Origin of the sequence: Microbulbifer variabilis ATCC 700307 (assembly GCF_000380565.1) — a bacterium.
Classification (GTDB): Bacteria; Pseudomonadota; Gammaproteobacteria; order Pseudomonadales; family Cellvibrionaceae; genus Microbulbifer; species Microbulbifer variabilis.
The window spans coordinates 343,283-357,050 of sequence record NZ_AQYJ01000028.1 but is presented as its reverse complement, the minus strand read 5'-3'; the positions used below and the strand labels follow the sequence as shown (position 1 = coordinate 357,050).

The window sequence follows — 13,768 nt, the reverse complement described above, 5'->3', positions numbered from 1 at the left end:
TGAATTTGCACGGCGGAAGAATTTGGCAGGCGATCAGGTTATATATCGCTGCGACCATTCCATTAAGTGAGCAATGAGTGAAATGCAGGAGCACCCAAATTACCAGGATATCGTTCTGGTCGGCGGTGGCCACGCCCATGCCATAGTGCTGCAAATGTGGGCTATGAACCCACTACCAGGCGCGCGTCTAACACTGGTTTCCCCACAAGTACAAACCGCCTATTCAGGCATGCTACCTGGTATGGTAGCGGGCCACTATTCACTGGATGACACCCATATAGATTTGATCCGGCTATGCCGTGCGGCTGGGGCTCGCTTTGTGCAGGCCTGTGCGCACCATATTGATCCCGAAGAACGTAAAATTTCCTTGTTGGGGCGCCCGCCACTGGAGTATGACCTACTGTCACTGGATGTGGGCGCGACTCCCGCACGGGAGCTGCCGGGTTCGGAGTTAGCAATCCCAATCAAGCCCATTGGGCATTTCTATCCTTTTTGGCAGAAACTTTTACAACATGTGCATAAGACCCGGGCACCGCTAAAACTCGGCATTGTCGGCGGTGGTGCTGGTGGCTGTGAACTGGCCATGGCAATGGCCCACGCACTGGAGGAGCAAATTTATTCCGGGCGTGTGCAGGTACACCTGATTCACGCCACGGAAAGAATCCCCCAAGGCTATCCACTGCTTGCACGCAAGCTTGCAGAGCGCGAACTCGACCGTCTCGGAGTACAGCTGCATCACAACTGGCCTGTTCAGGAGATTACAGAACAAGGCGTACGCAATAAATGCGGCGACCTGCTGGAACTCGACCAGGTACTCCTCTCCACTAATGCTTGTGCACCGCCATGGCTGGCTGATTCACAGCTTGCCCTGGATGAAAAAGGCTTTGTGCTGGTGGATCGCAGGCTGCGAGCCCAGGGCCGACAGGAAATCTTCGCTTGTGGTGATGTGGCCAGCTTTTCAGCAGAGCCACTGCCCAAAGCCGGCGTCTACGCCGTTCGCCAGGGGCCAATTCTCTTCCATAACCTGCGCGCCACTCTCACTGGTCACCCGCTAAAGAGCTATCGCCCGCAAAAGAGCTTCCTGAGCTTGCTATCCTGTGGCGGCAAACGCGCCATCGCTGTACGCAATGGGATTGCCGTCTCAGGTGACCTGCTATGGCGCTGGAAAGACCATATTGATCGCACTTTTATGCAGCGCTTTAGCGACCTGCCCGTTGCTATGGAGGAAATGCCTGAGGCCCAACCCCGTGAAGTAATAACCCAACGCAACGGCATCTCATTGTCGGGTATGCGCTGCAACGGCTGTGGTGCCAAAGTCGGCGCGGAAGTTTTACGCCGCGCCTTACAGAAATTGCCCCCCCAGCAGTCAGAACATCTTTTACGTGGCGTGGGCGATGATGCCGCAGTGATGAACCTGCCCCCAGGCCAGTTGCTGGTCCAAAGCTCAGACCAGTTGAGGTCTATGGTGGCGGACCCCTGGTTGTTTGGACGAATTGCCACACTGCATGCACTCTCAGACTTGTTCGCCATGCATGCGCCCCCCGTCAGTGCACAAGTGCTGGCAACCCTGCCTACCGCCTCAGCAGAAATTACCCAACGAGATTTACAACAACTATTGGCCGGGGCCATTTACGAACTCAACCGCCACAATTGCACCCTATCCGGTGGTCATACTGCCGAAGGCGCGGAGATGCAGTTAGGGCTCACGGTGAATGGCTTGGCGGAACGTGAGCAGTTACTGGAAAAAAGCGGAGCTCGCGAGGGAGATTGCCTGGTGCTGAGCAAACCCCTCGGCATAGGCACAATTCTCGCAGCGGAGGGTATGGGTGAAGCTGAGGGGCGCTGGGTGCAGAAGGCCCTGGAGTGCATGCTGCTCAGCAATGCGAACGCAGCCGAAGTACTTGCCCAGCACAGCGCACGCGCCTTAACAGATGTTACAGGATTCGGCCTGCTCGGCCATCTGCTGGAAATGCTCGACGCCGATAAGCTTGGCGCCACACTAATCGCCGAACAACTTCCGCTGATTCCGGGTGCCGCTAAGTGTATCGAGCGCGGCTGGCTCTCCAGTCTGCAGCCACAGAACGCACGCGCCTACCTTTCTGTGGAAAACCCTCAGGAGTGGCAATCCCTTCCACACTGGGCACTGCTCGCAGATCCACAGACCAGTGGTGGACTGCTCTCCGCCTTACCACAGGAACACGCTGAGGCCTGTGTGCGTGACCTGCTACAAAGCGGCTGCAGCCAGGCTGCAATCATTGGCGTTATCACCCACACTGATGGAGTGAAGCCCAGTGTGCGCCTGCAACGAGAAGGAAACTGGCGCCAGCTGATAACTCGCGACAATGAGGCGGTGCAAAGCCAGGTTTAAGTTGCCTCCAATACCGATGAGAGAGATACTGGCGCCAGAACAAGCGCCGGCAACCAAGTATTCCGGCGAATAGGTCTTCACAGATTGGGGAGTCGGCTTTTTAGCAATCGACAGGAAGACCAATCACCATGAAGAAAATCGTGATTGTTGGCGGAGGCGCCAGCGGCCTCCATCTGGCCACACGACTCGGACACTACTTCAACTTTACCCGGGGGCTGCCACGACGGCGTAAAACTCCCGCCGTACAAGTAACTCTGGTCGATAAAAATCGTACCCATATCTGGAAACCCCTGCTCCACCAAGTCGCTGCCGGCGCACTTGACGCCAATATGGACGCGCTCAATTATCAGGTTCATGCCCGCGCTAACGGTTATGAATTCCAACTTGGTGCACTGGAGTCCCTCGACAGGAAAAGACAAGTGCTGACACTTGGCCCTGTCAAGGACGACGACGGTGACGAACTGGTGCCGTCACGGGAGCTGGAGTACGACTACCTGGTGCTGTGCATCGGCAGCCAGAGTAATGACTTCAGTACTCCGGGAGTCCGCGAACACTGTGTGTTCCTCGATAGCAGCGAGCAAGCACAGAAATTCCACCAACAGTTGCTCAATCATTTTTTGCGCTTGGAAACCCATGTCGAGGAAAAACTGCAAATTGCTATCGTCGGCGGCGGTGCTACCGGCGTGGAGCTGTCCGCAGAGCTGGTAGATGCCAGTAAGTTAATGGGAAATTACGGCCGCATTCGCTCCAATGCCATTGAGATAACGGTCATTGAAGCCGGCCCACACCTACTACCAGCACTACCCGCGCGGCTGGGCAATAACGCCGAACGGGAATTGGCAAAGATGGGAGTGCGTGTGCTCACTGGCTGCAACATCGCCAGAGCCAGCGCCACGGACCTGACAACCCGCGACGGAGAGAAAATTCCTGCAAGGATCCGCGTCTGGGCTGCCGGGGTAAAAGCCCCCGAGTTTCTCACCCACCTGGATGGCCTCGCCACTAATCGCCTCAACCAAATTGAAGTGAAAACCACTCTGCAGACCCAAAGCGATCCAAAAATATTCGCCATGGGAGACTGTGCCAGCTGTATAGATGGAGATGAACAAAGAGTGCCACCCCGCGCCCAGGCTGCACAGCAGATGGCTACTCTGACTGCCGACAATCTGGTCGCCCTGATTGAAGACAAACCGTTGGAACATTTCTACTATCGCGATCGCGGCTCACTGGTCTCCCTGAGTAAGTACACTGCGATAGGTAACCTGATGGGCGCCCTGGTAAAAGGCAGCCTCACCGTAGAGGGGCGCATTGCCGGTTTTGCCTACCGCTCCCTCTACCGGATGCACTTGGCAGCGATTCACGGCTGGCCAAAGGCCATGCTGCTCTATCTGGTCGGCCAGGCCAATCGCGCGGTCAGCCCACGGCTAAAATTGCATTAGACCAAACACTCTGATTTGACTCACCACAGGGATTCGTAAATTATCAAGGCGCAGGGGTGCGCCTTAAGAAATTCAATATAGGCACTTGCCCCCATGCTGGTAGCGTAATTTTTTTGCGATCGACATAGTATCCAGCCGCATACCTATTCTGAGAATAAGAAAAAACCGATAAATATGCAGTATCAAAGTATTGTGGTCCTGACTGGTGCCGGAGTTTCAGCGGAATCCGGGATTCGCACCTTCCGCGGAGCCGATGGCCTGTGGGAAAACCATCGTATTGAAGACGTTGCTACGCCGGAAGCCTTCGCGCGTAATCCCCGCCTGGTGCAGCGCTTTTACAATGAGCGGCGCCGTCAATTGCTATCGGGTGAAATCAACCCCAATAGCGCCCATCATGCACTTGCAAGACTAGAACAAGAGTTTTCCGGAGAGTTCCTGCTGGTCACACAGAATATTGATGATCTACATGAAAGAGCCGGTAGCAGCAATTTGATTCACATGCACGGGGAGCTTCTGAAAGTGCGTTGCAGTACTAGCGGCCAGCTGTTTCCTATCGACTCAGACCTGGATACAAGCGACCTTTGCCACTGTTGCGCCCTGAGGGGCACCTTGCGGCCCCACGTAGTCTGGTTTGGGGAGATGCCCCTTCAAATGCGTAGCATTTACGATGCCCTGAGTCGGTGCGACCTATTTATCAGCATAGGTACCTCTGGCAACGTTTATCCCGCAGCGGGCTTTGTGGAATGTGCCAACCAGGCAGGTGCCCACAGCGTGGAACTCAATTTGGAGCGCAGCAGTGTTGGCGATGCCTTTGCCGAGCACCGCTATGGGCCCGCCTCTGAGGTCGTGGATTATTTTGTACGAGATCTATTGGGCTAAAATCCTTACGGTTCTTCCACAGCTGCTTCAGTTTTCGATTTACGCTCAGCTTTAGCACTACTATCGGCACCATAACGCTGTAACAAAGTTGTCACATCTCCGCGATTGCGTATCACGATATAAAGCCGATCGTACTCATCCAACTCCCTGATTGGCCGCCCCTTATCACCGCCCAACAGCTCCACCAGCTTTGGAGTTGTATTACTGTGACCCACAACCAGCACCCGCTTACCGGCCTGATCGAATTGCCGTGCAAATTCCTTCAGTTTACGGGGATTATACGTCTGAATCGGCAGGCCCAACTCCGCAGCTAGTGGCTCTGCGGTCTCTTTGGTACGGACATAGTCAGTACTGTACACCGCATCAATACCCACCTCGCCAAGTACGCGTGCCAGCTGCTTGGCGCGCTGCCGCCCAGCTTCTGTCAGGTGCGGGTTTATTCCACTTTCCAGGCCCCGCTGCTTCTCAGCATGGCGCACTAAATAGATAACCTGGCTATCAGTAATTGCAGTTTCACTCTCAGCCCAAGCCGCCATTCCAAACAGGGCCAGGAGTGCGCAAGTAAAGCGAACCGTTAAACGGGACAACACGGATTAATACTCCCTACCAATAACTCAGTAAGACGTTATGCAGGCAATGATAGAGCAAGTAAATCGGAATGCGATAAAACGCAGGAGTATGCGCTCAATATGTAAAGAAAAGTAAATATATAGGGAAGGATATCCGGTGCCAATAAAACGGCACCGGACTAGCGATCAAAAAGAGATTAGATCTTCCACTCTTTTACAGTGTCCAATCCATACTCATCGATCCACTGGCTTAAAGCCTTCGGATTACGCTTTTTCTTTTCCACAGTGGCACCGGTATAAGGGTTGCGGTAGTGGCCGGTTTCCAGCTTGGGCTCCGCAGACTTACTGGCGGGCGCTGCACGACGACCGCGACGGGGAGAATCTCCCTCTTTCTTCAGGTGACGGGCAACACGGGACTTAAGAGTCTGAACAAAGTCCTGAGCATCCTCATCACCCAGCTGGCCAACCAGCCATTCAACAATTTGCTGACCGCGGGCGACGAAGAACTCTTCCTCTTCCATCTGGTATTCCGCAGCCAAATTAACCAGCGCCTTATCGAAAGCGATTACGCCATCTTTTTTACGTTCTGCCTGGGCCATTTGCTCCTGCAGCTCTTCGATTCTCGCCTGGTGTTCGGCGATTTGTTGTTCAAGTTGTTCGTATTCCTGAAACATTCAATAAACCTCAACGACGGTTATTAAAAAATACAGAGGAAACCCTGTGACGGCAATCGACACAGAGTCGAGTCCCGGGTATTCGAAATATAAAAATTTGTAAACAACAGCGTTAACCGATTGAGTGCGGTTAAGAACTGTAATATTCGACACATTACGAACGGGCCGAAACAAAAAAGTAGATACCGCTGCGCAGGTGGACTCCAACGCTAGATATAATCGGCAAATACATTATTTAAAACTAACCGAGTTCAGCCAAAAGTGGTGATATGCCCGAATGGCTGGTTATATTTCTCGGCTGAGGTCGCGAATAATAAGCTTTCGCCAATAAATATCAACTGTTTACACACTGTCATTTGAATATAATATGGATCTTCGCCCGTATCGCTACTAAAAAGTAACAAAGGCGGGGATATCTCCCTCAATGAAGGGATATTCAACTGTTCCTGTATTGGCTATATTGTACCTGCAGTCGCCAATTGCAAATTACTATGCTGGTCATTGCAATAGAGTTCATTGCCAAAAACTATTGGATACTTATTGTCAGCTATGTCCAATCCCCACAATATCCATCATATGCCCACACTTGCGGCATTAATGACGCCCTTTCCCTACCACATTGATATCGATGCCACTGTCGAGGACGCTTTGGCTGTGATGGAGGAGCACAAGGTACGCCATTTACCAGTTACTCGAGCGGGTGAACTGGAAACTGTTATCTCCAGGGGAGATATAGAACGCGCTAATGCACCCGGCCATCGCCTGGAAGAGCAGCAGCTATACGTGCATGACCTCTGTGCACGGCGCCCCTTTATCGCCGATATCCACGACCCTCTCGATAAAATCCTGTTGGCCATGGCCGATACCGGGATCGGCTCGGTATTGGTAATGCGCGAGGGAGAACTGGTGGGTATTGTGACAGTGACCGATATATTGCGTTTTTGCAGTAACTACATGGCGGAGTTAGCCCAGCCGGTAGACGATTCCATCGCCTGATTTCGGTAAAAAAGCAATTTCACAAGGGCCAGACCCACAACAGCATGGGGATACTGACTAATACGACCAGTATCTCCAGAGGCAGCCCCATGCGCCAGTAGTCACCGAAATCAAATCCTCCCGGTCCAAGGATTAATGTATTGTTCTGGTGTCCGACCGGAGTCAGAAAAGCACAGGATGCGCCGATGGCCACTGCCATCAGGAAACTGTCCGGGTTTACTGCCAGCTGCTCCGCAGTGCTAAAGGCGATGGAGCACATCACCGCCGCAGTCGCGACATTGTTCATAAAATCCGACAGGGTCATGGTGACAATCAAGATCAGCGCTAATGCCACTACCGCACTGCCCTGGGCCAGATTATCCAGCAATACCTGCGCTAACAGGTCTGCGGCACCAGTGGTTTCTATCACGTCCGCTACTGCAATCAGGGTACCCAGCAATACGATTACCGAGCCATCCAGGGACTCATAAATATTTCGTAACGGTACAACCTTCAATGCCATAAACGCCAATACGCAGGCAGCAAATGAGATCGCAGCGGGAATTAAACCAAAAGCAGCTCCCCCAACCGCCAGTGCCATAGCAATTAGTGCTATGGCTGACTTTTCCTTATTCGGCATACTGATATCCCGCTGTGCCAGGGGGACGCAGCCCTGCTCGCGGGCGAAATGATTCAAGTTGTCATCTGCCCCCATCATTAACAGGGCATCTCCGGCCAGTATCGGGGTAGAGCGCAACCTACGCACTGAGCGACGTCCCCGCCGGGAGAGAGCTAACAGGTGAATCTGGTAGCGCGCAGACAGATGTAAGAATTGGATAGAGCGCCCAACCAAAAGGGAGTTGGGCATCACCACGAGCTCACGCAGCTGCATTTCCTCACGGTGATTAGAGTTTTTTTCCTTCTCTGCCGATTTCTCTTTACGCCCAGCTGTGGCTTGACTCATTTTATCTTTCAATTCTTCTTTATCTTTCTGCACACTCTCCGATTCCCCCACCATCTTGAGACCGAGGCTCGACAAGCTGGCCGCAAGGGATTCGGGTTCAGCCTCAATAACCAGAATGTCTCCGCTGTGCGCTCGGTGCCAAGGAGTAGCTGGCGAAACTCGGGCATCGTTATGAACAATCCCTACAACCTGAGCATCTTCAGCACCAAGCAGTTTTCCAATCTCGCGAAGGCTCTTACCTGCAGCGGCACTCTTTTCGCCTACAACCGCCTCGGTAAGGTAGGTACCGGTGTCAAAACTGGAGGCTCCAGCCTGACTGCGCCCCGGTACTAAGCGCCAACCAATCAGACCGATGAACAGCAGTCCAACGACCGTCACTAGTAGGCCCACCGGAGTAAAATCAAACATACCGTAACTGCCAGCACCTGCACTGGCACGAAAGCCCGATACCACCAGGTTCGGTGGGGTGCCAATCAGGGTAGTCATACCGCCGAGAATAGTGGCGAAGGAGAGCGGCATCAGAATTTTGCCGGGAGCTATATTCTGTTTCTCAGCCATATCGGCAGCCACTGGCATCAGCAACGCCAAGGCACCAATGTTATTCATAAAACTCGACAGAAATGCGCCGAGACCGGTAAGCAATAAAATACCCAAGGTGATATTGCCGCTACGCGGTACCACTCGCTGCGCCAGAGCATCCATTGCCCCGGTGTTTTGCAGGCCTCGGCTGATGATTAACACGCAGGCCACAGTCACCACCGCAGGATGTCCAAATCCGTTAAAGGCATTCTCAGCAGGTATTAAGCCGGTAAACACACAGGCAAGCAGGGATGCCAGTGCCACCATATCGTGTCGCCAAGGGCCCCAAATAAACAGCGCAATGGTCACCGCGAGGATGGCTAAAATAAGCAACTGGTCGAGAGTCATAAATTAGGTATGTCCTGAACACAGCATTCGCGAGAATTTCGTCGCGATGACTTATTCAGGGTATACAAGGAACAGTATCGAGCGAGCAATTGAGTGTCAGAACACTGATAGAATCAGTGCCGCTATTTCCAAAGGCAACTCTGTCAGCTTCACCCTTAAATAGAAGTGATAAGTAATCACACATCCCTATGCGATATTAATTATTGATTCATCGATGCGTTAATTCGCCAGGGAAAAAGTGACCGCGCGCTCCTCCAGCGGGTAAAAGATTGTACCCACTTTGATACAGACCCGGCTGGTACTGCAGGAAAACCAACCCGTATACCCTGTTACCTGAAGACTCCTATGACTGCTCGCCATCTGCTGGAGCAGGCGTTGGGCCCAGGGCCTCAGCTCCTTACCATCATAACCAGAGCCACAAGCACAGACATGCAGGTTAACGAAGTTAGCCGGTAAGCCTTCCTTGACCAAAGTGCTCGCCAATTGGGTTGGCGTATAGGTTTTCCACTCACCTCCCTGCCATTGCGCCATACCATTTACGTATACTTTCTTTTGTTTGTTATTACCACTATTGCGTTGGGCCCCAATCATCTTTCCATCGGGTGCACCTGTGCCATGGGTAACTATGTAAAGAGTGTCAGCTGGGGTAAGTTTACTGAGACACTTATCCACCCATCGGTACATAGCCTTGCCAACTCCGGAAGTCACCTTATTGGCGAGGATCTGGTTTGCAGGAATATTCCAGGCACCGGCCAGATCTTTTGCAAATTCCTGCATTTCATCGCTGTTAACTGGAATGTAGATATATTTTTTTGCCATTTCTTACATTTTCCCTGGAGTTGCGCATACTTTTCCAAATTAAACACTGAATTTCCACTCAGGCTGAGTGAAAATGCCACTGGCAATCAGGAGAAACATTCATCCCCGGTAATATTCAACGCTGACTCTGAACAGGAGCCAGGAAAATCAATAATAATTTTCCCTCCTGAAATTTACGCACATTAATGAACCACAAAAAAATCAGATAATCAATCCTAAATTCAGGTTAGAGGTTGTACCTACCCCGTAATTGTTTTTCATCCTTTAACTGAGCAGCAATCCAAAAACAATCAGTTGCAATCCCTATTTGAAGACAGGGGAAATTCACTCGCTATATTAGTTTTACACAGCACCAGCTAACGCTTTTATAATTATTTTTTACCATATTTTTTGGACCTCCTTATTTTGTGCACAACTTACCACCAAATTCACCTTTGACGACATATCTTGCTCCACACTTTCACGAGTTGCCAATTCTCCAATATGATGCTTTTTACTGATGACTGCCTGGGCAGGAAAACCTCAAAAGATAAGAATCAAAAATAAAATTAGGGGAACATAAAAAATATGACAAAAATAGAAGAGGCGGACGCTCAGATTAACTTTTACACATGGTGTAAATATCAGGTTACTTCCAACTAACGGCCTACTACATAAGTTACATTTTCAGACAGATAAATATTATTACAGTTTATTGAAAATTTTTTCTAAATTACACTTCACGAATAAAAATTCACGCACAATCAATTTTCCAGTAAAGAGTTTTTCTCTCGGCAGAAATAGATTGATTGACAATAAGGCTTACCTCTCCATATTAGGGAAAAGTACAGTCTCTAATAAGTTGGTTAAAACTACTAAGCATTTATACCCTCAAATAAGCTGGTAACAGCAAAACCTGCTGCCTGTTCCACACTGGCCTGCCCCTGACCGATCAACCACCAAGCTGAGTAAACCTGGGCATCAATTATTGAACTTATCCACTCGATGGACAAATCCTTGCGAATGTCGCCATCTTTTTGCGCCTGTTCTATCAGACTCGTTAAATCATCCATCTGCTGACCATAATACGCCAGCACTTCTAAATCACCCTCTGCGATATTCCACAGAGATAGCAGGAAATGATAACTATCTGCCAGGGGCATCAGAGCCTCGAGCCCCCTGCGCACCTTTTCCCGAGCCGAGAGCTTGCAATCTGTATAGATGGGCCGCAGAACCTGGCTGGTTAACTTAAAACACTCTCTGGCTATCTCCAGGATCAACTCCTCACGGGTTTCAAAGTGCCGGTAGAGGGTTGCCCTTCCCACCCCGGCAACTTCGGCTACTTCTTTCAGGCTGGCTTTTGGGTTCTTCATCAGTAGCTCCTTGCCGGCTTCAATAAGGCGGGCTCGGGAGCGACTGACTCTGGAATCATTGGTATTCATAGCAACCCTTTTTTTTTGAGACACAGTTGTCTCATTAATGTCTGACGGTTATGATACATAAATGTCTCATAAAAATTTTACACTGTGAGTGGCTCCATGAGTACTGATGATGAAGACTTGTTATCCGAATATCGACGCACGGCCAATTCCCAGCTTCCTAACGCCCACTGTTTGCCCTTCGGGGCATATACGTGCGAGACCATATTTCACAGGGAAATGGAGAGCATCTTTGAAGGGGGTTGGGTGTTTGTCGCTGCCGAAGCAAGCCTCTCTAAACAGGGAGATTACTGTGCCATTAATATTGGACGTATACCTGTAGCTGTGATTCGTGGGGCAGATGGACAGCTGCGGGCTCTGTCCAATACCTGCCGGCACAGAGGCACACCATTGCTGGATACCGGCTTGGGCAATGTTAATAAGCGCATAGTCTGCCCATATCATGCTTGGAGCTACAGCCTGGAAGGTTCTTTACTCGGAGTACCCTTCACTGGAAAACAGGAGGTGAACAAAGCCAGGCACTGTCTACCTATCTACCCGGTAGAAACCTGGAATGGCCTGGTATTTGTAGATGTCAGTGGTCAGGCACCCCCCCTCTCAAAACAGCTTTCCAGCGTATCGAATTACCTGCCAATCCAACAGCTTGACGTTTTTGATGCATTCGAGCCTGGCAAAACCGAGTATTGGTCTGCCAACTGGAAAGTGGTGATGGAAAATGCCATGGAGAGTTACCACCTGTTCAAAGTACATCGGAAAACCTTAGAAACAGTCACACCAACCCAAAATGCCTACTACACCGCGGGCTGCAGCAGATGGGCCCTGACTGGAGGCACAATCAAGTCCTTTCTTGGCTTTGGCAAGCCAGAACATTACCAACTACTGATGCTGCCTCCTAACTTTGTTGCCATTATCGATCCTGTCTCTTTTAGCTGGATGTCCGTTATTCCACGCCATGCGGGTGAAACAGAGGTCCAATCCGGTTCACTGATTTACAACGGCCATGGCAGCAATCGCTCTACCCGTAAATTTACGGACAGATTCTTTGCCGAAGACCAATGGATTTGTGAACGAGTTCAACGAGGTATGAACTCATGTTCAGGAAAAGGCGGCACTCTAGTTGAGGCAGAGCGCATTGTTGTGGATTTTCACCACTTTCTTGCTTCGCGCCTATTTGGCTGTCCCAGTATCCCTATTTATCGAACATCTACGAGCCGGGAGAGTAGAAATTGAAACTTTGTCATGCCTTACTTTTAACAGGTGTTATTGCCGGCTCAGTGACTTTTCTTGCCTGGGCCCAGCCTTTAGCTCCTGAAACAAGAGCACATATAACCAATGCAGCGAGTGAACCAGGAATTGCCACAAAATCTGATGCTAACTCCTTAACGCAATCAGGTTCAGAGATTCTTCCAAAAAGAATCTATGGCATGACCCGCTTCATTGCTTTGGAAAACGCTGGCAACCTGGTTGAATTACTATTGCAGCGCGAGGATGTATACACTCGGCTTAAACCGGGCCCTCATAAGATATTTATTATCTACCAGAAATTTTCGAAGAACTACCATGAAGCCCGGGTAACGGTAGGGTTACCGAAGGAAAGCTTCTTATTTCTGAGCAACATCAGTGAGCCCATACCGGATGGTGATGTCATCCACATTGGAGGAAGCACGGATACTTCCCCAGATGGACTTGAAGGGCACTGGCAACTGGTTCACTTTGGCCCAACACTGCAAGCAGTCATTGAGAAATATACTCTGTCAGAAGACGGGATTGTTCGCTCTGTTGATATTTATCAGGTTAATGAGAAACAGTGACATGAACTTTTTAACTGCAATGTTTACCCAGGAACAGATTGAACACTTAGAGGTGTGGGTGAATGATGGCTTCTTTTTACTGGCTATGGTGGTATTTGTATTCGAACTGCTACGTTATGCTCTCAAGCGCAAACTGACCCTAAACATGCTAGGTGATTCGGCTAGCAACTTCATTACCCTGGCTGCTTTTATTGCAATTACCTCATTAATTGCTGCGCTTTTTTATGTGGCCGCATTTTTCTTTGTTTTTGAAAATTTCAGCATCGTCCAACTACCCATTACCGGCTGGACCATCATGGCCTGCCTGATCCTTGCTGATCTGGCTTACTACTGGGAGCACCGCTTTGCCCACAGAGTCAATTTGGCCTGGGCTTCCCATACAGTGCACCACAGCTCACCCTATTTTAATATTTCTGTAGCCTACCGATTTGGACCACTGGATGGCTTGTTGCCTTTTTTCTTTTACCTGCCATTAGCCATGCTCGGGTTTAATCCACTTCTCATTTTCTTTAGCGAAATGATTGTGCAGGTTTACCAAACATTACTGCATACTGAGGCAGTTAAAAAATTACCTAGACCGATCGAATGGATTTTAAATACCCCATCCCATCACCGGGTGCATCATGCTGCTAATCGTGAGTATCTGGATAAAAATTATGCCGGTATTCTAATTATTTGGGACCGGATTTTTGGAACCTTTGCTGAGGAAAAATCAACTGTGCGGTACGGGGTTTTTCCCAGAATTAACAGCATCAACCCGTTTACCATCTTTTGCCACGGCTACGCCAAGCTATTCCGGCAGCTCTGGCAGGCTAATAGCTGGAAAGCACGCTGGCATCTATTGATAAAATCCCCTGAGTGGATATGGAAACATCACCAGAATCGCAATAGTTTTCAACAAAATTAAATACTGTGCACCAATAAAGGC

General features: G+C 50.2%; 12 protein-coding genes. 7 read left to right on the top strand and 5 right to left on the bottom strand.

The annotated features are described in order from the left end of the window. The first annotated feature begins 73 nt into the window (after positions 1-73). The 3 genes from selD (at position 74) to cobB (ending at position 4,683) form a co-directional block, all read left to right on the top strand. Complete coding sequence (gene selD, locus G367_RS24150; protein WP_020414426.1) at positions 74-2,368, top strand: slr1591 family oxidoreductase; 2,295 nt, start codon at positions 74-76, stop codon at positions 2,366-2,368. A 128-nt stretch (positions 2,369-2,496) separates the two neighbouring features. After that, positions 2,497-3,804: an NAD(P)/FAD-dependent oxidoreductase gene (locus G367_RS0117315; RefSeq protein ID WP_020414425.1), complete on the top strand. Its 1,308-nt coding sequence runs from the start codon at positions 2,497-2,499 to the stop codon at positions 3,802-3,804. Between the two features lie 129 nt (positions 3,805-3,933). Beyond that, positions 3,934-4,683 carry a Sir2 family NAD+-dependent deacetylase gene (gene cobB / locus G367_RS0117310; RefSeq protein WP_281165758.1) on the top strand — a complete coding sequence of 250 codons (750 nt, stop codon included), beginning with the start codon at positions 3,934-3,936 and terminating at the stop codon, positions 4,681-4,683. Positions 4,684-4,688: 5 nt separating this feature from the next. On the opposite strand, the gene G367_RS25295 is transcribed toward cobB, so the two are convergent. Both G367_RS25295 and G367_RS0117300 read right to left on the bottom strand, forming a co-directional pair. Further along, positions 4,689-5,273, bottom strand: a complete 585-nt coding sequence (locus G367_RS25295; protein ID WP_020414423.1) for a SixA phosphatase family protein — start codon at positions 5,271-5,273, stop codon at positions 4,689-4,691. Between the two features lie 176 nt (positions 5,274-5,449). Continuing rightward, the gene (locus tag G367_RS0117300; protein WP_020414422.1) at positions 5,450-5,926 is read right to left on the bottom strand and encodes a DNA binding protein; all 477 of its coding nucleotides are present in this window, start codon (positions 5,924-5,926) and stop codon (positions 5,450-5,452) included. Positions 5,927-6,475: 549 nt separating this feature from the next. On the opposite strand from G367_RS0117300, the gene G367_RS0117295 reads away from it, so the two are divergent. Further along, positions 6,476-6,922 carry a CBS domain-containing protein gene (locus G367_RS0117295; protein ID WP_245556713.1) on the top strand — a complete coding sequence of 149 codons (447 nt, stop codon included), beginning with the start codon at positions 6,476-6,478 and terminating at the stop codon, positions 6,920-6,922. Positions 6,923-6,941: 19 nt separating this feature from the next. On the opposite strand, the gene G367_RS0117290 is transcribed toward G367_RS0117295, so the two are convergent. From G367_RS0117290 to G367_RS0117280, 3 genes are all read right to left on the bottom strand, one after another. After that, the gene (locus G367_RS0117290; RefSeq protein ID WP_020414420.1) at positions 6,942-8,792 is read right to left on the bottom strand and encodes an SLC13 family permease; all 1,851 of its coding nucleotides are present in this window, start codon (positions 8,790-8,792) and stop codon (positions 6,942-6,944) included. A 219-nt stretch (positions 8,793-9,011) separates the two neighbouring features. Next, the gene (locus tag G367_RS0117285; protein ID WP_020414419.1) at positions 9,012-9,611 is read right to left on the bottom strand and encodes a hypothetical protein; all 600 of its coding nucleotides are present in this window, start codon (positions 9,609-9,611) and stop codon (positions 9,012-9,014) included. Positions 9,612-10,465: 854 nt separating this feature from the next. After that, complete coding sequence (locus G367_RS0117280) at positions 10,466-11,056, bottom strand: TetR/AcrR family transcriptional regulator (RefSeq protein WP_211214948.1); 591 nt, start codon at positions 11,054-11,056, stop codon at positions 10,466-10,468. Between the two features lie 72 nt (positions 11,057-11,128). Between G367_RS0117280 and G367_RS25290 the strand changes: the two genes are divergently transcribed. Genes G367_RS25290 through G367_RS0117265 form a run of 3 tightly spaced genes read left to right on the top strand, consistent with a single transcriptional unit; the run spans position 11,129 to position 13,747 of the window. Continuing rightward, on the top strand, positions 11,129-12,259 hold the full coding sequence (locus G367_RS25290; protein ID WP_083922768.1) for an aromatic ring-hydroxylating oxygenase subunit alpha: 1,131 nt from the start codon (positions 11,129-11,131) through the stop codon (positions 12,257-12,259). After that, positions 12,256-12,840 (top strand): hypothetical protein, encoded by a 585-nt coding sequence (locus tag G367_RS0117270; protein ID WP_020414416.1) that lies wholly within the window; start codon positions 12,256-12,258, stop codon positions 12,838-12,840. The genes G367_RS25290 and G367_RS0117270 overlap by 4 nt, the downstream gene beginning before the upstream one ends. A gap of 1 nt (position 12,841) precedes the next feature. Further along, a complete protein-coding gene (locus G367_RS0117265; protein WP_020414415.1) occupies positions 12,842-13,747 on the top strand; it encodes a sterol desaturase family protein in 906 nt (301 codons plus the stop codon). Positions 13,748-13,768: the final 21 nt, after the last annotated feature.

Excerpts from the sequence above, each read along its gene's own strand:
- selD (WP_020414426.1), top strand. The coding sequence starts at position 74 with ATGAGTGAAATGCAGGAGCACCCAAATTACCAGGATATCGTTCTGGTC.
- G367_RS0117315 (WP_020414425.1), top strand. The coding sequence starts at position 2,497 with ATGAAGAAAATCGTGATTGTTGGCGGAGGCGCCAGCGGCCTCCATCTG.
- G367_RS0117300 (WP_020414422.1), bottom strand. The coding sequence starts at position 5,926 with ATGTTTCAGGAATACGAACAACTTGAACAACAAATCGCCGAACACCAG.
- G367_RS0117295 (WP_245556713.1), top strand. The coding sequence starts at position 6,476 with ATGTCCAATCCCCACAATATCCATCATATGCCCACACTTGCGGCATTA.
- G367_RS0117290 (WP_020414420.1), bottom strand. The coding sequence starts at position 8,792 with ATGACTCTCGACCAGTTGCTTATTTTAGCCATCCTCGCGGTGACCATT.
- G367_RS0117285 (WP_020414419.1), bottom strand. The coding sequence starts at position 9,611 with ATGGCAAAAAAATATATCTACATTCCAGTTAACAGCGATGAAATGCAG.
- G367_RS25290 (WP_083922768.1), top strand. The coding sequence starts at position 11,129 with ATGAGTACTGATGATGAAGACTTGTTATCCGAATATCGACGCACGGCC.
- G367_RS0117265 (WP_020414415.1), top strand. The coding sequence starts at position 12,842 with ATGAACTTTTTAACTGCAATGTTTACCCAGGAACAGATTGAACACTTA.